The sequence below is a fragment of the Amycolatopsis samaneae genome (assembly GCF_039541975.1).
Taxonomy (GTDB): Bacteria; Actinomycetota; Actinomycetes; order Mycobacteriales; family Pseudonocardiaceae; genus Amycolatopsis; species Amycolatopsis samaneae.
Window position 1 is genome coordinate 94871 of sequence record NZ_BAABHG010000018.1, and the last position, 22880, is coordinate 117750.

Consider the following 22880-nt stretch of genomic DNA (forward strand, 5'->3'; position numbering starts at 1 on the left):
CTGGCCTGAGCTTAGCGTGAATTCCATGTTCATCAGCTGTCATCAAGGCGCCTCGACGGTCACCGCGCTCGACGACGAATTCGAGCTGATCGCCCGCGTCAAAACCCCGTCCCAGCCACACGTGTGCGCTTTCGACACGAAGCGCGAACTGATTTACGCCACGATCACCTATCGCGACGGTTGGTACAACGAACACGGCGACCATGGCGAGGAAATCGTCGTCGTCGATCCGGCCACCTGGACGATCACCAGGGTCGTCGACATCTCGCCGTACGCCGGGCCGCACGACCTTTCCGTGCAGGGCGACGAACTGCACGTGGTCTGCGAATCGCACGGCGGCTGCCTGCTCACCCTGAACCTCGACACGTTCGAGCCCGCCGGCCACATCCCGATCGGCGTCCCCGGCCCGCACTGGCTCGCCGCGACGTCGGCGAAGGCGTACACCGGCAACAAGGAGCGCGCGTTCGTTTCGGTATTGGACCTCGTCGAACGCCGTCCGCTGAAACGAATTCCGACCCGTACCGGCTCGGAGGACCTCGAACTCAACGCCGATGGTTCGATCCTCTACGCCGCCGACCGCGACGAGCCGCTGCTGTTCGTCATCGACACCGAAACGGACACCGAAATCCGCGCCGTCACCCTGCCCGGCAATCCGCACAACGTGCACGCGCTGGACGACGGGCTCGTCGTGGTTTCGCATTTCCGGCAGTGGGACTACGACAGGCCCCAGGACGGATCGATAAGCGTGACCGATCCCGAAAGCGGGCAAATCGTCGCCAGGGAAATCCCGGTGGGCGCGGCCCCGCTGGGCATCGCTTCGGACGCGGACCACGTCTACGTCAACGCGGGCACGACCATGTCGGTCGTCGACCGGAAGACCTGGCAGGTCGAAACCGTCGTGGACGTAGACGCGGGCGCCCACGAGCTGATCCTGCTCGGCCGCTAGGTCACCCCGGCGCCGAGGTAGGCGAGGACGGCGAGCACCCTGCGGTTGGTGTCGTCGGAGGCGACGATGCCGAGCTTCGCGAAGATGTTCGCGGTGTGCTTGCCGACCGCGCCCTCACTGAAGTGCAGCCGCGCCGCGATCGCGGCGTTGGAACAGCCTTCGGCCATCAACGACAGCACTTCGCGCTCTCGCGGCGTGAGCGCGGCAAGCGGGTCACGGCTGTTGCCCGCCACCAGCTTCGCGATCACCTCCGGGTCCATCACCGTGCCGCCGCTGGCGACCCGGCGCACCGCGTCGACGAACTGTTCGGCGTTGAACACCCGGTCCTTGAGCAGGTAGCCGATCGCGCCGACGCCGTCGGCGAGCAGCTCACGCGCGTACAGCTGCTCGACGTGCTGGGAGAGCACGAGAATCGGCAGTCCGGGGATATCGCGCCGGACGGCGAGGGCGACCTGGAGGCCCTCGTCGGTGTTGGTCGGCGGCATTCGTACGTCCACAATGGACACGTCGGGCCGGTGCGCACGCAGTGCCGCGTCCAGCTCCGGCCCGGAGCCGACCGCGGCGACGACGTCGAATCCGTGCGCCGCGAGCAGGTGCGTGAGTCCGTCACGCAGCAGGTACTGGTCCTCCGCTACGACGGTTCTGGGTCGAGCCGGCACGGGATCTCCACGGTCGCCTTCGTCGGTCCGCCGATGGGACTGGTCAAGCAGAACCTACCGTCGAACGCGCCCAGCCTGCGCTCGATCCCGCGAATCCCCGTCCCGCGGGCGGGCTCCGCGCCGCCCTTCCCGTCATCGGTGACGACGATCCGCAGTAAGCCGTCGAGGTGCTCCAGCGCGATCGACACCGTCGCTGCCTCGCCATGCTTCGCCGCGTTGCCCAGCAGTTCGGACACCGCGAAGTACGCGCACGCCTCCTCGGGCTGTTCCAGCCGCCCGGGCAACGAGCCGGTGACCTCGGTGTCCAGCGGGCTGTCCAGCGCGAGCGCGCGCACCGCGTCCACCAGGCCCCGCTCGGACAGCACGGGAGGATGAATCCCGCGCACGAGCAGCCGCAGTTCGGTCAGCGTCTCCGACGAAGCCGCCCGCACCTCGGCCGCCAGCTTCTTCGCCTGCCCCGGGTCGGTGTCGATCAACGCCTCGACCGCGCCGAGCTTCATCCCCATCGCGACCAGCCTGGCCTGGACACCGTCGTGCAGGTCCCGTTCGATCCGGCGCAGCTCCGCCGCCTGCGCCACCGAGGCTTCGGTGCGAGTCTCCTTCAGCCGCGCGACGCGCAGGGCGAGCCGCGAAGCCTCGGTCGGGGCGAGCAGCAGCCGGGCGAAGCGGGCCTGCTGCCGTGCCAGCCAGGTCGCCGGGATCAGGCCACCGATCATGAACGCCAGCGCGACCGGGGTCAGCTTCAGCGCGTCGAGGGTGGTCGTCGCCGAGGGCAGGCCGATCATGGTGAACCAGTCCGTGCTCCACACCGAGTTCGTGCCCTGCGCGATCGGCCGCCAGATCCAGAGCGCTTGGAGGCCGAGAAAACCCCAGAAGGTCACCGAGACCGATGGGATCATCAGCAGGAAGAAGACCGGCACATTCAGCAGGCCGCTCGCGAGGTCGCGCCAGGTCGCGCGGTCACGCGTGACCCAGCGCATCCGCGCGAGCCGGACCGGCTCCCATGGTTCTTCGTAGAGTTGCTTGCCGACCTGGAACAACCCGTCCGGCCGCGGCACCGGGAGCGACGGCGCGGGCAGGTAGGGCCGGTCGATCCGGACGCCGGTCCAGTTCCCCGCCTCCCGGCGCAGTGTGTTCGTGACGGTCCGCGACAGCAGCACGATCGGTGCCGCCACCGGATACGCGCCGATGAGCAGCACGATCGGCCAGACCGTGAACCCCAGCTGGACGACCGCCAGCACCAGCAGCCCCATCTGGTGCCCGAGCGACTCGAGCCGTCCGCTGACCCAGCGCAGCACACGCCGCGTGGCGCCGATGTCCGGCGGCCCAGCCGCCCGCGGCCCGAGCCAGTGCCGGGTCCATTCGCCGTACCAGCGCAGCGCCCGCGGCCCGCAGAGCAGCACCATCACCGGAAGCGCGAGCGCGACCAGCGGGTTCAGCAGCTGCCAGCCGAGTTCGCGCCGGGTGGCCGGATCGTCGGTGGCCCAGTGGAATCGGCGCATCCAGCGCAACCACCACGCGTGTTTGTAGAGCTGGTTGCCCTCGCGGTACCAGCCGTCGCGTTCCGGCTCCGGTTCCGGCGGCTCCGGCCGATACGGCGACGGGATTTCGGCGCCGCACCAGCGCGCGACCAGTTCCCTGGTCTTCGCCGACCGCCGACGAGCCCAGAGCAACGCCGGACCGAGGAAGAAGATCAGGCCCGTGCACAGCAGGCCGAAGGCGAGCAGCTCGGCCAGCACGTCGACCCAGCTCAGCACTCCGAACCCAGCCAGCGCGAAGGCGCGGCCGACCGAGCGCGGGTACTGGACCATGCGCTCAGTCTCGCCGATCGGACCTCGGCCGCACAGGGGGAGCAGGCCCCGTGACGGGGTGGGCCCAGCCCCACCCCCGGTTCAGCAAAACCCCACCTGAGCTGGGGATTCAGCGTCATTCTGCGAACCGACGCGCGAAAATAGCGTGGTCCGCATGCCACTCATCGAAGTCACCGACCTCACCAAGCGCTACGGCTCCCGGGTCGCGGTCGACGGCGTCTCGTTCACCGTCGACCGCGGCGAGATCTTCGGCATCCTCGGCACCAACGGCGCCGGGAAGACCACCACCGTCGAATGCCTCCAGGGGCTGCGTACCGCCGACTCCGGCACCATCCGCGTGCTCGGGCTGGACCCGGTGAAACAGCGTGACGCGCTACGGCAACGGCTCGGCTCGCAGCTCCAGGAAAGCACCCTGCCCGCGAAACTGAAGGTCCGCGAAGCGCTGGAGCTGTTCGCGTCCTTCTACCCGAGCCCCGCCGACGTCGAGGTCCTGCTCGACCGGCTCGCGCTCACCGAACACGCGGACAGCTACTTCGGAAAGCTTTCCGGAGGCCAGAAACAGCGGGTCTCGATCGCGCTCGCGCTGATCGGCAACCCCGAGGTCGCGGTCCTCGACGAGCTGACCACCGGCCTGGACCCGCACGCGCGGCGCGACACCTGGCAGCTGGTCGAGCGGGTGCGCGACGCCGGCGTCACCGTCCTGCTCGTCACCCACTTCATGGACGAAGCCGAGCGGCTGTGCGACCGCGTCGCGATCTTCGACACCGGACGCGTCGTCGCCACCGGCACCCCGTCCGAACTCCGCGCCACCACGAGTAAATCCACTTTGGACGACGCGTTCGTGACCCTCACCGGGCGCGACTGAGCAGGAGAACGTCATGCACACCTTCGCCAAGATCACCGCCACCGAGGCGAAACTCTTCCTCCGCACGCCGGTCTGGGCGGTGTTCGGGACGCTGTTGCCCGCCGGGATCCTCCTCGGCGTCGGCTTCATCCCCAGCATGTCGAAACCGAGCGAAGCCACCGGCGGGCACCGGTTCATCGAACTCTGGGTACCCTCGGTCATCGTCATGAGCATCGCGATGCTCGCCCTGCAAGCGATTCCGGCGGCCGTCGCGACCTATCGTGAGCAGGGCGTCCTGCGCCGCCTGTCCACCACCCCGGCGCATCCGGCGAACCTGCTCGGCGCGCAGCTGGTGGTGCACGCCGCGGTCGCGGTCGCCGGCATCGCGGTGACGATGGTGGTGTCGAGCGCGGTGTTCGACGTCCCGATGCCGCGCCACCCCGTCACGTTCGCGGTCACCCTGCTGCTCGGCATCGTCTCGGTGTTCGCGCTCGGCCTGATCGCCGGGGCGATCGCCAGGACCAGCAAAAGCGCCAACGTCATCGCGCTGCTCGCGTTCTTCCCGATCATGTTCTTCGGCGGCGTCTACCTGCCGCGCCCCCTGCTGCCGCGCGTGCTCCAGCGGATCAGCGACTACATCCCGCCGGGCGCGCAGCCGTTGCAGGACGCGTGGGTCGGCACCGGGGTACAGCCGCTACAGCTGGCGGTGCTGGCGGCCTTCGCCGTCGTCGGCACCGCGCTGGCGGTGAAGGTGTTTCGCTGGGAGTGACCGGGGTCTCCGCCAAAGTGGTGATGATGATCGTTTTCTCTTGTGGCCGAGGCCGGGGGCGAGTAGCCAGGAGTACGGCCCAGTTCACCTTGGAGGTTCGATGTCTCTGGATGTGTCGCCCACGCTGCTCGAGAAGGCCGAACGCGGGGAGGTCACCGACGCCGAGTTCGTCGCCTGTGTCCGGGATTCCCTGCCGTACGCCTGGGAGGTCATCACCGGCGTCATCGCCGAGGCCGACGGCGCCGTGGACGGGTTCGCCGACAACGAGACCCCGCCGCCGAGCGAGGCCGAACGCGGTCAGCTGCTGCGCGCGCTGGCTTCGGACGCCATCCGCGGCGGCCTGGAACGGCACTTCGGCGTCAAGCTGGCGTTCCAGAACTGCCACCGGGTGGCCGTGTTCAAAACGTCCGAAGTAGACAGTGACCGCTACCGCGCGTTCGTCTCGCCGCGCGGCCAGCTGCTCAACCAGAGCCCGGAGCTGCGCGACTGCTAGTGCGCCGCGCGTAACGCGGGCAGCACCTCGGCGCCGATCCGCGCGATGTTCTCGTACGTACCCTCCGGCGTACCGGACGCCTCCACGAACATGATCACGTGGGAGACGCCGGTGCGCCGGAGGCTCGTCCGCAGCCGATCCACGCAGTACGCGGCGTCGCCGACGGGGTGAATCGCGCACAGGTGATCGGTGTACTCGTCCGGATCGCGGGTCTTCGCCGGCTGCCCGTCGAAGCGCACGTGCGCGGCGAACCCGTCCTTCAGCCAGCCGGGAAGCGCGGCACGGACGGCTTCTCGCGCGTCCTCCCCCACCTGGCACACCACCGTGGACACGTGACCGGCCTCGGCCCCTCCGTACGCCGCCACCGTCGCGGCCTTCTGCTCGTCCCCGTGGTGCATGCCGAGCAGCAGCGGCAATCCGCGTTCCCCGGCCAGCCGGACAGCGGCGGAGTCCGCGCCGCCACAGGCCACGACGATCTTCGGGCGACGCTCCGGCCGCGGTGTCATCGGCACCTCCCGGAACGCGAACCGCGCGCCGTCCGCGCGCACGGTCTCGCGGGTCGCGGCGGCGAGCAGCAGGTCGAGCGATTCGGCGAACCCGGTCTCGAAGCGGTCGAGCCCGGTCCCGAAGACCTCCAGGTCCTGCCACGGCCCCCCGCGCCCGACGCCGAGCCACAGCCGCCCGCCGGAGACCGCGTCGAGCATCGCCCACTGCTCGGCCAGCGCGACCGGATGCGTGGTGGACAGGACGCTCACCGCGGTGCCGACCTCGACACGCGACGTCCGGCCCAGCACGTGGGCCGCGAGCGTGAGCGCCGACGGGCACACGCCGTAGGGCATGAAGTGGTGCTCGGCGAACCAGACGTCGTCGAAGCCTGCCCGCTCGGCGGCCTCCGCCGCCGCCACCGACCGCCGCAGCACGTCGCCGTCCACCTGGCCGGGAAACCGCCCGGAGACCAGGAAGACGCCGAACCGCGGGGTTACTGGACCGAGACGTTGTTGAACCACAGGCGCGGTTCGACCCAGGGGAACACGACGAACATGAGCAGCGCGACGATCCCGAGCAGGAGCACCACCGCGATCGTCAGCTTGACCGCGAACGGCCCGGGCAGATGCCGCCAGATCCAGCCGTACATCAGCGGCCCCCGAGTTTCTTCATGAGGTCGGTGTAGTCCTTGACCTGGGTCTTCGGCACCTGCTGGGTGAGGACCGAGGTGATGATGAGCCGCTCGCGCGCGGAGAACTGCGGATGGCAGGTGGTCAGCGTGAGCAGCTGGACGGTGTTCGAGGCGTCCGGCAGCTTGTCCGGGCGCACGAACGGCACCGGGTTGACCGCGTCGCCCTGGCTGGGCAGGACGACCTTGCGGCCGAAGGTCTTGCTGTACGGTCCGCCGCCGGGTTCGCCCGGCTTGCGCAGCGTCGAGACGCCCTTGCACTTCGGGTCGGCACCCTTGCCGGATTCCCAGTTCGCCATTTCGTCGTCGTACGGGAGGACCTTGTAGACGAAGAAGTCGGTCTGGGTCTCGATGACGACCTGATCGCACGAGGTGAGGCTGTCGAGGTCGTTGAACGGCGCGCCCTTGCCGACGCGGTGCCCGGCGATGGCGAAGTTGCCCCGCTCGCCCGGCATCGCGGTGCCCTTGTAGTGCCCGGGCCCGACCTCCAGGGCGGCGTCGCTGGTGCCCTCCTGGATGGTGAAGTTGAAGTCGGCGCCGAAGGTCGGGATGTGGATGCGCGCGAACGCCTCGCCGTCGGCGGGCCCGGCGTGCGTGGTGCGTTCCTTGGCCCAGTCACCGTCGAGCGTGTTGGACGCCGCGGCCTGCTTCTCCGCGGAGAACAGGTCCGTCACGTACAGCTCGTAGACCATGAACAGCAGCACCACCAGGCCCGCGGTGATGAGCAGCTCGCCGACGGTCCGGACCGCGACGCCGCCCTTGCCCAGCGGCGGCAGGGGTGGTTTGTCCTTGCTCTTCGTCGCGGTGCCCGTTTTCCCGACGGCCTCGAAGATGACGGTCTCCTCGTTGGAGAGGTCCGGGCCGGTGTAGCGACGCCGGTCGACGGGCGGACGCGGCCGCTCTCCGGTGGGGCGGTCGCCAGGGGGACGGGGACGGCGCGGGGGCTGGCCGCCGGGCTGCTGACGCGACATCGGCGGCCGGGGCCGCTCACCGCCCTGGCCGGGGCGCGCACGAGGCCGATACGGATCGCCGGAGTACTGCCGCCGGTCGCCCGGCCCCTCGTGCGTGGCCACACAAGCTCCTCTCCGGCGTACGCCGAAACCTGCCCTGCGTCGTACCGGTCGGTGACGCTATTGTCACAGTCCGGGAATCCGACCGCTCCAGCCCGGTGCTCAGATGCGGTCGTTTACGTTAACGTGTGCACGTGGCGCTGGTTGCGCACCCCGAAGAGCGGGACATCGCCACCAGGAGAGCCCGACAGCACGCGAGGAACCGATGCCGAAGTCCAAGGTCCGCAAGAAGACGGCGTACACCCCGCCCGCCGATCGCCGTACCCCGGTGAAGGTCAAGGCCGCGGGTCCGTCGAACCTGTTCTACAAGATCGTGATGTTCGGTCTGATGGTGATCGGCCTGGTCTGGCTGATCGTGAACTACATCGCCGGGCCGAAGATCCCCTTCATGAGCGACCTCGGCAACTACAACTTCGCGATCGGCTTCGTGCTGATGATCGCCGGTCTGCTCATGACGATGCGCTGGCGGTGACAGTTGCCCCGGATGGCGGCTTGACACCGAATTACACCGGTGTGACTAGTCCCCAGTGTGGATAACTCCTGTGGATAACTACTCCACCTCGTGGGCTCCCCAGTCCGGTCTTGTGGTAGGGGCCTGGCTCGTCACCGCGCTGCTCGTGGTCGGCGCGGTGGTGAACGTGCTGACCGGCGACGGCTCGGGCCTGCTGTTGTTCGCGCTCGCCACGATCGCGGTCGGGGCCTACGCCGTGCACTCCTCGGTGGCCCGGCCCCGGCTGGTCGCCGACGCCGAGGGGCTGCGCGTCCGCACCTTCGGCGGTACTCACCGGCTGCCGTGGGAGGGGACGACCTACCGGCTGCGGACGACGCGGCGGCTCGGACGCGACGGCCTCACGCTGGAGATCGAGCACGAGGACGAGCTGTACGTGCTGGGCAGGCTCGACCTCGGCACCGACCCGCGTGACGTCGCCGAAGCGCTCGACGACCTCCGCGCGCAGGACTAGCTCAACGGCAGGCAGGCGTAGCGCGGCTGGCCGCCGATCTGGACGAAGTGGCAGCTCATGGACGCGATCTGGGTGTCGCGGTACACCAGGAGCCCGAGCAGCGCGAGCACGACGATCGCGATCCCGGCGGCCTGCCACCGCGCCTGGTTGGTTTCCGGCGCGTACAGGATCGCCACCGTCACGAGCGCGCCGACGACCAGGCCGCCGGCGTGGCCGAGGATCGAAATGTGCGCGACGCCGAAGGTGATGTAGGCGTTGAGCGCCAGCGTGATGAGCAGCCAGGTCGGGTTCAGCCGCTGCTTGACCACGATGACCGCGTAGGCGCCGATCAGGCCGAACAGGGCACCCGAGGCGCCCAGAGTGCCCTTGTCGACGTCGTCGAAGAGCAGCACGGCGGTGGAGCCGCCGAGCATCGAGACGAAGTAGAGCGCGAGGAACCGGGTCTTCCCGAACACCAGCTCGAGCGTGCGGCCGACCATCCACAGCGAGAACATGTTCGCCAGGATGTGCAGCGGCCCGTCGTGCAGGAATCCCGAGGTGAAGATCCGCCACCACTCGCCGCCGCCGAGGGTGGCCTGTGTCCACAGCACCCCGGCCTGGGACACCTCGGCCGCCCCGTTGCCGGTCAGGCTCTTCGCCTGCATCACGGTGACCAGGTAGACCAGCAGGTTGACCGCGATGAGCACCGGGACGACGACCGAGGTGCGGCCGAGGCGCGCGCCCGCGATCGTGCGCGTCCCGGGCTGGATCTCCTGGTACTCCCGGTGCTGACGGCGTTGCTCCTGGCGACCGGTGTGGACGCAGTCGGTGCACTGGAAGCCGACCGCCGCCTCACGCAGGCAGTCGGGGCAGGCCGGACGTTCACAGCGCACGCAGCGCAGCCCGGTGGGGCGATTCGGATGCCACCAGCATCCGGGCAGCGCGGCCTGTGGCTGGACGGCTGGGTTCGGTGGTTGGTTCACAACAGGAACCAACCTACCGAAAACCCTCCGGTTCAGCTCAGCGCTGGATGCTGACCCGCTCGATCACGACGTCTTCGAGCGGCTTGTCCGCAGGCCCGGTCGCGGTGTGCGCGATCTTGTCGACCACGGCACGCGAGGCCTGGTCGGCCACCTCGCCGAAGATCGTGTGCTTGAAGTTCAGGTGCGGCGTGTTGGCCACGGTGATGAAGAACTGCGAGCCGTTGGTGCCCGGCCCGGCGTTCGCCATCGCGAGCAGGTACGGCTTGGAGAACTGCAGCTCCGGGTGGAACTCGTCGCCGAACTTGTAGCCGGGGCCGCCGCGGCCGGTGCCAGTCGGGTCGCCGCCCTGGAGCATGAAGCCGTCGATGACCCGGTGGAAGATCGAGCCGTCGTAGAAGGGGCCGGACGCCTCGCCCTTGGCGTTGGGCTGGGTGTAGTCCTTCGTGCCCTCGGCGAGACCGACGAAGTTCGCGACCGTCTTGGGCGCGTGGTCGGGCAGCAGGTTCAGGTGGATGTCACCCTGGTTGGTGTGCAGTGTGGCCTTGAGCGCGCCACCATCGAGGGATCCGTTGCTTTCAGTCACGAGCTTCATCGTGCCATCTGCGGCACGATGCGGGAAAAAGGGGCACGATAGGTTACGGGCAACAAAGCAGATTCAGAACGATTGATGAGGTGAAGGTCATGACCCGGGCCGCACAAGCGGTGAGTGAGCCTGCTGTGAAGGAGGTCGTCACTGAGGGCGCCCGCGAGCTCGTGAAGCAGAGCCGCCGCGCACGCAAGAAGTTGGCGAAAGAGACCGGACTTTCGCGCAAGGAACTCAAGAAGAAGGCCCAGGAAGCCCGCGAAGAAGCGCTGGCGAGGCTGAAGGAGCTGCGCAAGCCGGGCCGCAAGGTCAAGCGGGCGGCGATCAAGGCCGCCAAGTCCGCCGGTGAGTCGAAGCGCAAGGGCAAGAAGGACTTCAAGGCCGCGAAGAAGGACTTCAAGGCGGCCGTGGTCGAGGCTTCGGAGGGTCTCAAGGGCACCCGGCGTCGCCGCCGGTGGCCGTGGGTGCTCGGGCTGGGGGTCGTCGCCGCGGGCGCCGCGTACGCGCTGCGCTCGAAGCAGCAGCCGCCCGTCGCTCCGGCGCCGCCGCGCGTGACGCCGCCAGCTCCCGCGAAGCCCGCCGAAAAGCCGGCCTCGCCGAAGCCCGCCGCCGAGGCGAAGCCCGCGACTCCGGCCCCGAAGGCCCCGTCCTCGCAGTCGGCCAACGGGAAGGCGCCGAGCCCCTCGAACGCCGAGAAGAAGAACTGACTGGGTACGCGAGAGGCCCCCGGACCGGCACGTCCGGGGGCCTCTTCGTGGTGACTGCGAACGGTGTCGACTGCCTTGGTCAGGCAGCCCCCGATCAGGCAGTGGCAGCGTGCTTGTCGATCAGCTGGCCGAGGCGGGGAAGGGCCTCCTCGACGTTCTTCTTGCCGTTCGGGCGCAGCTTGCCGTAGACCTTCTTGATCGCGTCGCGGCTGCTCTGCTCCGCACGCGCGTCGGTGACGCTCAGCAGCGCGTCGGAGGCCTCGTCCGAGCGGCCGACCAGGTAGGTGCCGAAGTCGTTCCCGCCCTTGGCCTTGAAGTCGCCGTAGAACGGCTCCAGCGCGTCGGCGAACTCGTCGAGCAGGCTGTCGACGGCGGAGGGAACGATGCCCGGCTTGATCTTCTTGACGGCCGCGAAACCGGTCTTCACGACGGCACCCGAAACGCCACCCTTGTCCGAGACCTCGCTGTCGACGAGGGTCTCGAAGTCGGTCACGACAGCCGGGCGACGGCTGGAGTCGAGCAGGATTTCCTTGAGGGTGTCAGCCATGAATCTTGTCCTTTTGTCGAGTCGCGATGCGGATGATGCCCCGCCCGGACACCACGCCAAGGGCGGAGGTACCCGGTGCTCTGGTGCGCGTTTCGGCGAATGCCTGCGCTGCTGCACAGGGTAATACAAGATCAACTTCGCTCCCCCGTGTGGAGGCCACTACTCAGAGCTTCAGCGTCGCGATAGCCTTCGTCGTCACTGTGCGCGCTTTCACGCTCTGTTTCTGGTTGGTGGTCACGATGACCGCCGAGTTTCCCTTGGCCACCGCGTACACCGCGCCACCGTCGCCGGTGGGCTGGTAGCCGCCCTTCCAGCCGCTGGGCTCGTCCGCCGGATTGGACGTGTCGACCGGCGCCGCCTTGTTCACCAGCGCGGTCGCCACCGCGGGCTCCCCGACGTACACCCTGGCGGTGAGCTGGAGTTTCCCGTCCAGGCCGTAGTAGAAGCAGGCCGGATGCGGCGCATCGGCGGAGAGCCGGACCTTCGACACCTTCTGCCCGTTGGCGTCGGCGACGAAGTCGGTCTTCAGGTACGGGCAGGTCCCGGTCTCCCCCGGCTCGGGATCCGGGGGCAGCGCGGGCGCGGCGGCGCTGGCCGGAGCGGACGGCTGGCCGCTGGGGGACGGTGCGGGCTGGGCAGGCGCGGAGCACCCGGCGAACACGGCCAGGGCGGGCGCGAGAAGTACGAATCGGCGCATGGCGCGTTCAGTGAACCACGGATCCCCGCGCGGGTCGAAAACCGCGAGCTGAGCACACCCCCGCCACCCGGCGTGGGACGATGACCTTCCCAGCGTCCTCGGTGAGGGAGGTCCGGTCGTGCTCACCCCTGAGCAGTACCTCGGTGCGGTGGCCGAGCGCATCCAACGCAGCGGCGGCAGGCTGAACTCGGTGCAGATCGGGCCGGCGACCGCCGTCGTCGGCCTGTTCACCGAGTCGGTCATGCTGTCCACGATGAACTACGCCGTGGTCGCCGCGGCGGTCCCGGAGATCACCGCGGCCGCGTTGTACGACTTCACCGGCCGGGCCACCCAGCACGCGCGGGCGAACGTCATGGGCACCGTCGGCTGGACGGCGGCGTCGGTGGTGATCGCCGGGCTGATCGGCCAGCGGGTGTACCCCGACGCGGCGCAGGCCGCTTCGGCGAAGTCGGGCAACCAGTTCGGCGGCGAGACCCGGATGGTCGCGGTCGACGTGTCCGCTGGCCAGATGTACGCCTGGGTGGGCGGGAAGCTCTGGGGCGCCGCGGTGCAGGGCTCGGTCAACGCGAAGCTGACGTTCTGCTTCCCCCAGCCCGCCGAGGTGTACCAGCAGGTGCAGTGGCAGCAGGCGCAGGCACCCCAGCAGCAGCCGGTCCAGCAGCAGCCCGTGCCGCAGCAGCCCGTGCCGCAGCAGCCCCCGCCCGGCTGGCAGCACCAGACGCCGGTCGGCCCGCCGCCCGCCGCGGGCCCGCAGGGACCGCAGCCGCCGAACTACCCTTACCCCGCACCGGGATATCCGCCGCAGGCGCCCGGCCCGTACGGTCAGTGACATGATCGCGTTGCGTGGCTGGGCTTCCTTTCCCGCCGAACTCCCGGTGTTCGCCCCGGAAACCGCGCCGTCGGCCCCGCACGAACTCTTCGTCGACTGGCTGAACGAGGCGGGCGAGCACGTGCTGGCACCGCACGCCGTCACGTTGTCCACTGTGGACACTGACGGCACGCCGGACGCGCGGGTGGTGATCCTCAAGGACGTCGGTGCCGAGGGCTGGGCGGTCGCGACCAGTTCGGAGAGCCCGAAAGGCCTACAGCTGCGCAAACATCCGCACGCGGCGTTGACCTTCTTCTGGCCGGGGCGGGGCCGTCAGGTCCGGCTGCGCGGCGCAGTGACCCCGGCGACGCCGGAGGCTTCCGCCGAAGACTTCCTCGCACGCCCGCCCGCTTCGCGGGTCGAAGCGTTCATCGGACGGCAGTCGGAAGTGCTGGTTGATCCGGCGGAGCTGACCGCCGCGGCCCGTGACGCGGAACGCTGGGTCGCGGAAAACCCCGGCGTCGCACCGGAAACCTGGACGCGGTACCTGGTCGCCCCGGACGAGGTCGAGTTCTGGCAGGCCAGCCACGACCGTCGGCACGTCCGGCTGCGGTACCGACGCGAAGGCGACGAGTGGGTGCGCGAACGCCTCTGGCCGTGACGCTCAGCCGGCGCGCAGCGCCGCCAGCCGCGGCGCCCGGCTCTTCACCGAGTCGAGGCTGAAACTCCTGGCGTCACCGAGTTCTTCGCGGACGAACGTCTCGGTTTCCGCGACGGCTTCCCGCAGCGTGTCGTTCTCGCCGACGAACGACTGGTGGACGATCTCGCCCGCGCCGGGATCGAACTCCCAGAGCCCGGCGATCCGGCCGCGGTCGACGATCAGGTGACACGGCGGATCCGCCTCCTCGCCGAGCGTCCCCCGGCCGCCCGGCACGCTTCGCGCGGCATCGGCCGGCTCGAGCAGCCGCCCCATTTCCCGGTGCAGCAGGTGGATGCCGTCGATACCGGCGAGCAGGGCGTACCGTGGCTCGCCCGGCTCGGTGAACTCCGCAAACTCGTCCGTGAGTTCCTTGGGCAGCAGTAGATCCGAGTCGCCCACCGGGACGAGTTCCAGTGCCTCGACGGCCTTCTTCGCGACGGACGCGGTGAACCCGGAAAACCAGCGGAACTGTTTGAGTGAGGCCGGCGCCGCCCAGGCGAAGTACCGGCGGGCGAGCTCCGCCCTCGCCATGTCCACATCGGACAGTGGCGCCGCGTGCCACCGGACGTAGCCGTAGCGCTGCTGGTCGAGCCGCCCGTTGACCGGCACCCGGCGAATGTCGCCCCTGGCCTGGAGGAGTCCCAGCGCGAGCGGCAGCGTCGTCGTCGTTCCGCGTTTGCGCCCGGCCTCGCCGAGGTCGCGGACCGCGGGCCCGGCCGCCGTCTTGAGCGCCGCCGGGTCCAGCGGCGTGTCCGCCGCCTCGAGTGCCCCGATCACCGCCGCGCACAGCTGCTCGACCTCGGCACGCGTGACGCCGAGATGCCGTTCGGCGGATTTCAGCTCGCCTTCCGGTGCCCCCGAACCGACCGCCAGCCCGACCGCGAAATCGGCCGAGGGCAGCACGTACGTACAGCCGCGGGCCGCGGGGAGCTCGTGGATCGCCAGCCGGGCGACCTCGGCGTCGACGGTCTCGCGGCCGAGCCGCGCGCGGGCGAACAATCCCAGGTACGGCGCCGAGCCGCCGACCGAGCGGGCCCAGCCGGTGCGTTCGAGCACCTCGGCGGCCCCCACGCCACGCAGGCCGCCGTCGAGTCCCTGACGATGGGCCCACCACGCCCGCACCCGCGCTGTCGCCATGGCCCCCAGTATGACCGTAAAGCGGTTGTCCGCACTTTCTCCGTCTCGCACACTGGGCTGTATGGGGAGGACATCGCTGGTCACAGCATTCGCGTTGGTGTTGACCGTCGCGCTCGGCGGTTCCGCCGCCGCAGCCACCGGACAGGCGGGCCCGCGGCTGACGAACCCGCACCCGTGCCCCGGCAGGCCGGGGTTCACCTGCTCGACGCTGACCGTGCCGCTCGATCACACCGGCCGGGTGCCGGGCACGCTCGACCTCCAGGTCGCGGCCGCGGACAACGTCACCGCGCCGAAGGGCGTGCTGCTCTACCTGGTGGGCGGGCCCGGCCAGGGCGGTGTCGCGTGGATCGACCGGCTGGCGAACCAGCGGCTGCCCGAGGTCGCGAAGGACTACCGGTTCGTCACGCTCGACCAGCGCGGCACCGGGGAGTTCGGCGCGCTGCGCTGTCCCGGCCTGCAGACGCAGATGGGCAGCTCCAACATCGCGACGCCGACCCGCGAAGCCGTCGCCGAATGCGCGAACCTGCTGGGCGAGCGGGCACCGCTGTACTCGACGGACCAGACGGTGGCCGACCTCGACCTGCTGCGGCAGGCACTCGGTGTGCCGAAGATGGTGGTCGACGGCGTCTCGTACGGGGCGTTCACCGCGGCGCGATACTCGATCGCGCATCCGCGGCACGTCCGCAAGCTCGTGCTGGATTCGGTGCTGCCACACCACGCGACCGCGGCGGATTCGCTGTACCTGACCGGTCTGCGCGCGAACGCCCGCGTGCTGCGAGACGCCTGTTCGGTAGCCCCGGCCTGCGGTTTCGACCCGGCCGAGGATCTCGCGCAGGTCGTGCGCCGACGCGGTGTCGCGGACGGCGTCCGGATCTTCGACGCCATGGTCACCTACGAGTTCGTCGATCCGACCTACCGGAACCCGAATCCGGTCGGCATGCCGCCCGGCAGCGGGGACATCGTCGGCGCGGTGCACGCCGCGCGCGGGGGCGACCCGGCGCGGCTGGACGCGCTGCTGGCGAGGATGGCGCGCGGAAACCAGGCCGACCCGACCGAGTACAGCTCCGGCCTCCAGGCCGGGACGTTGTGCGCCGACCTGCGTTTTCCCTGGGGCTCGGCGTCGACCCCGGTCGAGGTGCGCCAGGCGCGGCTCGACCGCACCGAGGCCGGGCTGCCGGAGCGGGCGACCTGGCCGTACACCGCGCAGGTCGCGGTCACGCAGGGCTTCGTCCAGCTGTGCCTGCCCTGGCCCGCGGAACGCGCGACGTCGAATCCCGCCGGTCACCTGCCGGACGTCCCGACCCTGCTGGTGAACGGGGATCGCGATCTGTCGACCCCGCTCGAATGGGCCGAGCACGAGGCCGCCGTCGCACCGCGCGGCGAACTCGTCGTGGTGAAGGGCGAGTCGCACTCGATCCAGAACCGCGAGCGCGGGCACGCGGGAAGGGACGCCGTGATCGAGTTCCTCGCGGGCTGAGATCAGCAGAACACGGCGGCGACGGCGTCCCGGACCTCGGCGTCGGACGGCACCGGTTTTCCCTGTTCCGCGGCCATTTCCCGCAGGGACGTCATGGTGACGTCCTGCAGCCCGCAGACGGTGAACTGGTCGAACGCGGTCATGTCGGGATCGATGTTGAGTGAGAACCCGTGGCTGGTGACCCCGCCGCGGATGCGCATCCCGATCGACACCAGCTTGCGGTGATCGGGCGTCCACACCCCGACAAGGCTGCTCGCGCCCTTCGGGGTTTCCCGGCGGACCGTGGCGAACCCGAGGCTCGCCAGCGCCTCGATCACACCGTCCTCCAGCCAGCGCACGATGTCGGCCACGCCGCGCGACCGGACGTCGATGACCAGGTACCCGACGAGCTGACCCGGCCCGTGGTAGGTCGCGAACCCACCGCGGTCGACCTGGACCGACGGCAGCGCGGCGGCCGCGGGCGGCAGCTCGTCCGGAGATGTCCGGGCCCCGTAGGTCACCACCGGCGGATGGCTGAGGAAGAACAGCCGGTCACCCGCGACGCCGTCCTGACGTTCCCGCACCCAGCCCAGCATGTCGCGCGTGGCCTGCTCGTAGTCGACGAGCCCGAGGTCCACGCGCTGGATCGGCCACCCCATCCACCCAGGCTAACCCCGTTCCCGGGGTGCTTCGACCAGCCCGGACACCAACGTCCGCACCAGGTCTCCGGCGAAGTCGTCGTCGCCTTGCTGATCGACGAAGTGGCTCAGGAAACCGCGCTGGAAACACGCGCCCAGCAGCAGCCCGGCCGCGGCACGCGGATCGGCGTCCGGCCGGATGCGGCCGAGTTTTCGTTCCGCCGCAAGGTAGTCCGCCAGGACTTCGGTGACATGCTGCGGCCCGACGCCGCGCTCACGCATGGTCTCGCGATGCGCCGCCAGCAACTGTGGCTCGGAGAAGATCGACGCCGCCATCGGGAAGTTGTGGTTGTAGAAGCGAATCGCCTCGCGCGCGACCTCCTCCAGGGTCTCGGAGACGCTGCCTTGCCCGACGCGGTCGTTCAGCCCGCCGAGCAACGTGGTGAGCGAACTCGGCGCCCGCTCGCTCAGCACCGCGAGGAACAGGTCCGTCTTGTCACGGAAGTGCTTGTACAGCGCGGCTTCGGAAAACCCCGCGGCCCTGGCGATCTCCTTGGTCGTCGCGCGGGCGAGCCCACGGGTGCGCATCACGTGCGCGGCAGCGTCGAGCATCTGGTCGCGAGTGCTCACCGGCACCTCCGGTTGACAAGTAAGTGAGTACTCACCCACTATAGTGGTTAGTAAGCACTCACTAACCGGAGGATCGATGAAAATCACCCTGTTCGGCGCGACCGGCGGAACCGGCAAACAGCTCGTCGACCAGGCCTGCGCTGCCGGCCACCAGGTCACCGCCGTCGTCCGCGACCCCGCCCGCCTCACCAGGACGGACCCGAACCTCACCGTGGTCACCGCCGACGTCATGACCCCGGACTCGATCGCCCCGCACGTCGCGGGCGCCGACGCCGTCATCACCGCGATCGGCTCGCCCGATCTGAAGCCGACCACGATCCAGACCGACAGCACGCGGAGCATCATCGAAGCCATGCGGCGACAGGGCACGCGACGACTGCTCGTGGTCAGCAACGGCGGTATGGCCACCGAGGGAGACGGCCCGGTAACCCGCTTCCTCGCGAAGCCGATCCTCAGCCGGGTGCTCCGGAATCCCTGGGGCGACATGCGGGTCATGGAGGAGGCGGTCCGTGCCAGCAACCTGGACTGGACGATCGTGCGCCCGCCGATGCTGACCGACGGCCCGCGTACCGGCACCTACCGGACCGCCGTGGACCGCAACGTCCGCGGCGGCATCCGGCTCTCCCGCGCGAACCTGGCCGACTGCATCCTGCGCCACCTGAACGACCCCGCCGCCCTCCACGTAGCCATCGCGGCAGGAAACTAAGGCACCCGCGAGATCTTCTATCCGCCATTCATTTCCGCAAGTGATTCGTCCACCACTCCAGAAACGAACAATTCTTCGTCACCCCGGACAGCCACCCCAGCGCCCAAGAAACCCCCACCGCAAGATTCCCTGCCACAGCAAGAAAAGGCGACTGGCGAAGAAGAGGACTCGGCCGTCGCCGAGCGCGACAAATCCGCACCGGATCAGTTTCGACAGGAAATCGACGTGTCGCCCGCCCACAGAACGCAACCACAGGTGGGGGTTCGGGGGCTTGCCCCCGAGCGGGGTGTGGGGGCTGCGCCCCCACAAGACACGCGGAAGGCGCAAGGCCCGCGCCCTCCGCGGGCACAAGCCTCCCACGCGTGGAGCTGAGGGGAATCGAACCCCTGACCCCCGCCTTGCAAAGGCGGTGCTCTACCAATTGAGCTACAGCCCCGGATGCGGGCGGCGGCGAGGCCGTCGCCCGTCCGAACTCAGTTGTTGCGGGAAGCGTCCGCGGCCTTGGCGGGCGCGGAGCCGTTGCTCGACGCGGAGCCGAAGGAGCCCTCCGGAGCCGTCGCCTCACGCCAGAGGTCGGCTTCAGCCTTGGCGGCCTTGTTGCGCTTCACGACGAACAGAACGCCGCCCGCGATGACCGCGAGTGCCAACAGCTTCTTCACTGAAGCCCCCTTCTCCAAGTTGCTTCCCTTACCCTGCGATGTTACTGCACCCCGAGTTCCGCCAGTCGCCCGGTTCCCCCACGTTCCACGTGGAACCAGCCCACCGTATCCAACGTCACACCCCCGCAACCGGAACACCGGCCCCGCCCCACGGGTTATACCAACCGGTCGGTGCGCACAGTGCCTCACCGGCTCGCCTCCCGCAGCGAGCCACCACCGACCGCGCCCCCAGAGCCCTGCCGGCCTTCTCTTCCCGGCAGGGCTCACCCGTACCCACACCCCAGGCGCTCCACCACCACGGCTCGCCACGCAAGCTCCGCTAGCAACTCCTCCCACGGACAAGGGCGGCCACGCCCGAAGTCACCCAACGGCAGGCGGCGGAGGGCGGCCACGCCCGAGGCCACGCCGACCACGCCGGGTCGAGAGCTGACGCACCGTGGGGGTCTGGGGGCTCGGCCCCCAGAAACGAAAAACACCCGATCAAGGTCCGTGCTTTCCACGGACATGACCGGGTGAATCGAGTGGGCCTACCTGGACTTGAACCAGGGACCTCTTCGTTATCAGCGAAGCGCTCTAACCGCCTGAGCTATAGGCCCGTCGAACGAGAACTAGATTACCGGACGCCCTCGGGCGCCCGGTAACCGGGTCACTCTCGTTCGGACAACGTGACTTCGAGGCCGCCCGCGAGGTCGGCGGACACGTTGTAGATGAAGGCGCTGACCGTGGCCAGTGCGGAGACGAGGACGATGTTGATCGCGCCGAGGATGGCCGCGATCCCGAAGACGCGACCGGCACTGATGAGGGGTTCCGCGGACGCGTTGGCGCCTTCGCCGCCGACGAGCGACGAGTAGGTGCCGTTGAGTTTGTCCCAGACGCCCATGCCGTCGAGGACGGTGTACAGGACGCCGACGGCGACGAGCCACACGAAGAACATGGCGACGCCGAGGACGAGGGCCAGTTTCAGCACCGACCACGGGTCGAAGCGTTTGATCTGCAGGCTGGCCCGGCGGGGGCCGCGGCCAGGGCGACGGAGCGCGGTGGGGGTGGAGCGGGTGCGGGCGGCCGAAGGCGCCGCCGCGGGCTCTCCTTCGGCCTCGCCGCCGAACAGCCGGCGCGCGGCGCTTCCGCTGACCACGGGGTAGTCGCCGCCTTCGTTCGCTCGCTGTCCGCCCTGCTCGTTCCCCGAGTACAGCACATCGTCCGTGACCAGGCCGCTCGACGCGGGCGCGTCCGGCTCGGCCGCGCCGCTGTCCTTGCCGACCCGCTGCCACGGCGGGCTGGCCGAAGCCCCGTTGGAACCCTGCGCGTCGGGCTTCTCGGATGGTGTCACGAAGAGTCAGTCCTTACCCGTCTGGTGGCGCCGCGGTTACTCCGACGCCGTGTCCGTGGTTTCTTCTCCTTGCTCACTGCTGTCGTCGTTGGCGACGTCCGAGGGCTCGTCCGCGTTGCGTGCGACGGCGAGAAGGGTCGTTCCTTCGCCGAGGTTCATCAGCCGCACCCCCTTCGTCTGCCTGCCCGCCTTCCGGACGTCCCCGGCCGGCGTGCGGATCACCCCGCCGCTGGAGGTGATGGCGTAGAGCTCGTCGTCGGCGTCGACAATGAGTGCGCCTACCAGCCTGCCACGTTTGCGGTCGTGCTGAATGGTGAGCACCCCCTTGCCGCCGCGGCCCTGCACCGGGTAGTCCTCGATCGGGGTGCGTTTGGCGTATCCGCCGTCGGTGGCGACGAGCAGGAACTTCTCCGGCTTGACGACGCTGATGGCGAGCAGTTCGTCACCGTCGTTGAAGCGCATGCCGAGCACACCGGACGTGGCACGTCCCATGGGCCGCAGCGCCTCGTCGGTGGCGTGGAACCGGATGGACTGGCCCTCGGCGGACACGAGCAGCAGGTCGTCCTCCGCGGCGGCGAGCACCGCGCCCACGAGTTCGTCCCCTTCGCGCAGGTTGACGGCGATGAGACCGCCCGCCCGGTTGGAGTCGAAGTCGCCGAGCTTGGTCTTCTTGACCAGGCCGCGGCGGGTGGCGAGCACCAGGTACGGCGCGACCTCGTAGTTCGGGATCTCGATGACCTGGGCGATCTGCTCGTCCGGCTGGAAGGCGAGGAGGTTGGCGACGTGCTGGCCGCGGGCGTTGCGGTTGGCCTCGGGCAGGTCGTAGGCCTTCGCCCGGTACACCCGGCCCTTGTTCGTGAAGAACAGGATCCAGTCGTGCGTGGAGCAGACGAAGAAGTGCTGGACGATGTCGTCCTGCTTCAGCGTCGCGCCCTGGACGCCCTTGCCGCCGCGCTTCTGCGAGCGGTACAGATCGGTTTTCGTCCGCTTGGCGTACCCCGTGCGGGTGATGGTGACCACGACGTCCTCGACGGCGATGAGGTCCTCGATCGAGACGTCACCGCCGAACGGGATGATCTGGGTCTTCCGGTCGTCGCCGTACTTGTCGACGATCTCCATCAGTTCGTCGCGGATGATCTGCCGCTGCCGCTCGGGCTTCGCCAGGATGTCCTTGAGGTCGGCGATCTCGAGTTCGATCTCGGCCAGGGTGTCGATGATGCGCTGACGTTCGAGGGCGGCCAGGCGGCGCAGCTGCATGTCGAGGATCGCGGTGGCCTGGATCTCGTCGATGTCGAGCAGGCTCATCAGTCCGGGCCGGGCCTCGTCGGCCGAGGGCGACCGCCGGATGAGGGCGATGACCTCGTCCAGCATGTCCAGCGCCTTGACCAGACCACGCAGGATGTGGGCGCGTTCCTCGGCCTTGCGCAGCCGGTAGCGGGTGCGCCGGACGATGACGTCCATCTGGTGTTTGACGTAGTGCCGGATGATCTGGTCGAGCCGCAGGGTGCGGGGCACCCCGTCGACCAGCGCGAGCATGTTGACGCCGAAGTTCTGCTGCAGCTGGGTGTGCTTGTAGAGGTTGTTCAGCACGACCTGGGCGACCGCGTCCCGCTTGAGCGTGATCACGATGCGCATGCCGCGGCGGCTGTTGGTCTCGTCGGCGATGTCGGAGATGCCAGTGACCTTGCCGTCGCGGACGAGGTTGGCGATGTTCTCGACGAGGTTGTCCGGGTTGACCTGGTAGGGCAGCTCGGTGACGACCAGGATGGTGCGGCCCTTGGCGTCCTCGTCCACCTCGACCACGGCGCGCATCCGGATGGATCCGCGGCCGGTGCGATAGGCGTCCTCGATCCCGGAGGTGCCGAGGATCAGCCCCTTGGTCGGGAAGTCCGGGCCCTTGACCCGTACCAGCAGCGCGGCGAGCAGCTCGTCGTCGGTGGCCTCGGGGTTCTCCAGGGCCCACACAACGCCGTCGGCGACCTCGCGCAGGTTGTGCGGGGGGATGTTGGTCGCCATGCCGACCGCGATCCCGGTACCGCCGTTGACCAGCAGGTTCGGGAAGCGCGACGGCAGGACGTCCGGCTCCTGCGTGCGGCCGTCGTAGTTGTCGGAGAAGTCGACGGTGTCTTCTTCGATGTCGGCCAGCATGTGCATGGCCAGCGGCGCGAGGCGGGACTCGGTGTACCGCATGGCGGCCGCGGGGTCGTTACCCGGCGAGCCGAAGTTGCCCTGCCCGTCGATGAGCGGATACCGCATCGACCACGGCTGCGCAAGGCGGACCAGCGCGTCGTAGATCGCGGAGTCACCGTGGGGGTGGTAGTTGCCCATCACGTCGCCGACGACGCGGGAGCACTTGTTGTACCCGCGGTCCGGGCGGAAGCCCGAGTCGAACATCGAGTACAGGATCCGGCGCGCGACCGGCTTGAGACCGTCGCGCACGTCCGGCAGCGCACGCGACACGATCACGCTCATCGCGTAGTCGATGTAGGAGCGCTGCATCTCCTGCTGGATGTCGACCGGTTCGATCCGGTCGTGGTCCGGCGCCGGAGGCAAGGTTTCCGTCATGTCGTCCTTCTCGTATGGACAGTCCTA

The 22880-nt window shown here is 69.4% G+C and carries 26 protein-coding genes and 2 tRNA genes; 11 read left to right on the plus strand and 17 right to left on the minus strand.

Annotated features, from left to right (window positions below):
- Positions 1–25 precede the first annotated feature (25 nt).
- Positions 26–946, plus strand: coding sequence for a YncE family protein (locus ABD987_RS37020; protein WP_345405471.1), 921 nt, complete (start codon positions 26–28; stop codon positions 944–946).
- Here the strand turns inward: ABD987_RS37020 and ABD987_RS37025 are convergent.
- The gene (locus ABD987_RS37025) at positions 943–1605 is read right to left on the minus strand and encodes a response regulator (protein WP_345405474.1); all 663 of its coding nucleotides are present in this window, start codon (positions 1603–1605) and stop codon (positions 943–945) included. The genes ABD987_RS37020 and ABD987_RS37025 overlap by 4 nt on opposite strands.
- On the minus strand, positions 1578–3416 hold the full coding sequence (locus ABD987_RS37030) for a sensor histidine kinase (RefSeq protein ID WP_345405477.1): 1839 nt from the start codon (positions 3414–3416) through the stop codon (positions 1578–1580). Before ABD987_RS37030 ends, ABD987_RS37025 begins: the two co-directional genes overlap by 28 nt.
- Positions 3417–3570: 154 nt before the next feature.
- Between ABD987_RS37030 and ABD987_RS37035 the strand changes: the two genes are divergently transcribed.
- The 3 genes from ABD987_RS37035 to ABD987_RS37045 all read left to right on the plus strand — a co-directional run bounded on the left by ABD987_RS37035 (position 3571) and on the right by ABD987_RS37045 (position 5522).
- Entirely contained in the window at positions 3571–4281 is a 711-nt protein-coding gene (locus ABD987_RS37035) for an ABC transporter ATP-binding protein (RefSeq protein ID WP_345405480.1), read from the plus strand.
- 13 nt (positions 4282–4294) lie between these two features.
- Entirely contained in the window at positions 4295–5029 is a 735-nt protein-coding gene (locus ABD987_RS37040) for an ABC transporter permease (protein ID WP_345405483.1), read from the plus strand.
- Positions 5030–5129: 100 nt separating this feature from the next.
- Positions 5130–5522 carry an SCO5389 family protein gene (locus ABD987_RS37045; protein ID WP_345405486.1) on the plus strand — a complete coding sequence of 131 codons (393 nt, stop codon included), beginning with the start codon at positions 5130–5132 and terminating at the stop codon, positions 5520–5522.
- Here ABD987_RS37045 and ABD987_RS37050 read toward each other — a convergent pair.
- The 3 genes from ABD987_RS37050 to ABD987_RS37060 are packed head-to-tail and all read right to left on the minus strand — an operon-like array spanning position 5519 to position 7769.
- The gene (locus ABD987_RS37050) at positions 5519–6529 is read right to left on the minus strand and encodes an LLM class flavin-dependent oxidoreductase (protein ID WP_345405489.1); all 1011 of its coding nucleotides are present in this window, start codon (positions 6527–6529) and stop codon (positions 5519–5521) included. The genes ABD987_RS37045 and ABD987_RS37050 overlap by 4 nt on opposite strands.
- Complete coding sequence (locus ABD987_RS37055) at positions 6502–6657, minus strand: hypothetical protein (RefSeq protein ID WP_345405492.1); 156 nt, start codon at positions 6655–6657, stop codon at positions 6502–6504. The genes ABD987_RS37050 and ABD987_RS37055 overlap by 28 nt, the downstream gene beginning before the upstream one ends.
- On the minus strand, positions 6657–7769 hold the full coding sequence (locus tag ABD987_RS37060; RefSeq protein WP_378214244.1) for a class E sortase: 1113 nt from the start codon (positions 7767–7769) through the stop codon (positions 6657–6659). The genes ABD987_RS37055 and ABD987_RS37060 overlap by 1 nt, the downstream gene beginning before the upstream one ends.
- A 202-nt stretch (positions 7770–7971) precedes the next feature.
- Between ABD987_RS37060 and crgA the strand changes: the two genes are divergently transcribed.
- Together crgA and ABD987_RS37070 are read left to right on the plus strand one after the other, a co-directional pair.
- The gene (gene crgA, locus ABD987_RS37065; RefSeq protein WP_345405495.1) at positions 7972–8238 is read left to right on the plus strand and encodes a cell division protein CrgA; all 267 of its coding nucleotides are present in this window, start codon (positions 7972–7974) and stop codon (positions 8236–8238) included.
- A 70-nt stretch (positions 8239–8308) separates the two neighbouring features.
- A complete protein-coding gene (locus tag ABD987_RS37070) occupies positions 8309–8728 on the plus strand; it encodes a PH domain-containing protein (RefSeq protein ID WP_345405498.1) in 420 nt (139 codons plus the stop codon).
- Here ABD987_RS37070 and ABD987_RS37075 read toward each other — a convergent pair.
- Positions 8725–9690, minus strand: a complete 966-nt coding sequence (locus ABD987_RS37075) for a rhomboid family intramembrane serine protease (protein ID WP_345405501.1) — start codon at positions 9688–9690, stop codon at positions 8725–8727. The genes ABD987_RS37070 and ABD987_RS37075 overlap by 4 nt on opposite strands.
- A 37-nt stretch (positions 9691–9727) precedes the next feature.
- Entirely contained in the window at positions 9728–10282 is a 555-nt protein-coding gene (locus ABD987_RS37080) for a peptidylprolyl isomerase (protein WP_345405504.1), read from the minus strand.
- A gap of 89 nt (positions 10283–10371) precedes the next feature.
- On the opposite strand from ABD987_RS37080, the gene ABD987_RS37085 reads away from it, so the two are divergent.
- Positions 10372–10980, plus strand: coding sequence for a hypothetical protein (locus ABD987_RS37085; protein WP_345405507.1), 609 nt, complete (start codon positions 10372–10374; stop codon positions 10978–10980).
- 94 nt (positions 10981–11074) lie between these two features.
- Here ABD987_RS37085 and ABD987_RS37090 read toward each other — a convergent pair whose 3' ends face one another.
- Together ABD987_RS37090 and ABD987_RS37095 are read right to left on the minus strand one after the other, a co-directional pair.
- Positions 11075–11527, minus strand: a complete 453-nt coding sequence (locus ABD987_RS37090) for a DUF6918 family protein (protein WP_345405510.1) — start codon at positions 11525–11527, stop codon at positions 11075–11077.
- A gap of 163 nt (positions 11528–11690) precedes the next feature.
- A complete protein-coding gene (locus ABD987_RS37095) occupies positions 11691–12224 on the minus strand; it encodes a DUF2020 domain-containing protein (RefSeq protein WP_345405513.1) in 534 nt (177 codons plus the stop codon).
- Positions 12225–12342: 118 nt separating this feature from the next.
- On the opposite strand from ABD987_RS37095, the gene ABD987_RS37100 reads away from it, so the two are divergent.
- Together ABD987_RS37100 and ABD987_RS37105 are read left to right on the plus strand one after the other, a co-directional pair.
- On the plus strand, positions 12343–13053 hold the full coding sequence (locus tag ABD987_RS37100) for a hypothetical protein (RefSeq protein WP_345405516.1): 711 nt from the start codon (positions 12343–12345) through the stop codon (positions 13051–13053).
- Position 13054: 1 nt separating this feature from the next.
- Positions 13055–13693: a pyridoxine/pyridoxamine 5'-phosphate oxidase gene (locus ABD987_RS37105; protein ID WP_345405519.1), complete on the plus strand. Its 639-nt coding sequence runs from the start codon at positions 13055–13057 to the stop codon at positions 13691–13693.
- A 3-nt stretch (positions 13694–13696) separates the two neighbouring features.
- Here the strand turns inward: ABD987_RS37105 and ABD987_RS37110 are convergent, their stop codons facing one another.
- Entirely contained in the window at positions 13697–14869 is a 1173-nt protein-coding gene (locus ABD987_RS37110; RefSeq protein ID WP_345405521.1) for a DNA glycosylase AlkZ-like family protein, read from the minus strand.
- Between the two features lie 61 nt (positions 14870–14930).
- Between ABD987_RS37110 and ABD987_RS37115 the strand changes: the two genes are divergently transcribed.
- Positions 14931–16346, plus strand: coding sequence for an alpha/beta hydrolase (locus ABD987_RS37115; protein WP_345405524.1), 1416 nt, complete (start codon positions 14931–14933; stop codon positions 16344–16346).
- A gap of 2 nt (positions 16347–16348) precedes the next feature.
- Here ABD987_RS37115 and lipB read toward each other — a convergent pair whose 3' ends face one another.
- Both lipB and ABD987_RS37125 read right to left on the minus strand, forming a co-directional pair.
- Entirely contained in the window at positions 16349–16984 is a 636-nt protein-coding gene (lipB, locus tag ABD987_RS37120; protein ID WP_345405527.1) for a lipoyl(octanoyl) transferase LipB, read from the minus strand.
- A 9-nt stretch (positions 16985–16993) separates the two neighbouring features.
- Positions 16994–17593 (minus strand): TetR/AcrR family transcriptional regulator, encoded by a 600-nt coding sequence (locus tag ABD987_RS37125; protein ID WP_345405530.1) that lies wholly within the window; start codon positions 17591–17593, stop codon positions 16994–16996.
- Between the two features lie 76 nt (positions 17594–17669).
- Between ABD987_RS37125 and ABD987_RS37130 the strand changes: the two genes are divergently transcribed.
- On the plus strand, positions 17670–18299 hold the full coding sequence (locus ABD987_RS37130; protein ID WP_345405533.1) for an NAD(P)-dependent oxidoreductase: 630 nt from the start codon (positions 17670–17672) through the stop codon (positions 18297–18299).
- 363 nt (positions 18300–18662) lie between these two features.
- Here ABD987_RS37130 and ABD987_RS37135 read toward each other — a convergent pair.
- From ABD987_RS37135 to gyrA, 5 genes are all read right to left on the minus strand, one after another.
- Positions 18663–18735: transfer RNA gene (locus tag ABD987_RS37135), tRNA-Ala, on the minus strand.
- 37 nt (positions 18736–18772) lie between these two features.
- A complete protein-coding gene (locus ABD987_RS37140; RefSeq protein WP_345405536.1) occupies positions 18773–18958 on the minus strand; it encodes a DLW-39 family protein in 186 nt (61 codons plus the stop codon).
- A 522-nt stretch (positions 18959–19480) separates the two neighbouring features.
- Positions 19481–19554 (minus strand) — tRNA-Ile (locus tag ABD987_RS37145).
- A 50-nt stretch (positions 19555–19604) separates the two neighbouring features.
- Entirely contained in the window at positions 19605–20288 is a 684-nt protein-coding gene (locus tag ABD987_RS37150; protein ID WP_345405539.1) for a DUF3566 domain-containing protein, read from the minus strand.
- A 36-nt stretch (positions 20289–20324) separates the two neighbouring features.
- Complete coding sequence (gene gyrA / locus ABD987_RS37155; RefSeq protein ID WP_345405542.1) at positions 20325–22853, minus strand: DNA gyrase subunit A; 2529 nt, start codon at positions 22851–22853, stop codon at positions 20325–20327.
- Positions 22854–22880 lie beyond the last annotated feature (27 nt).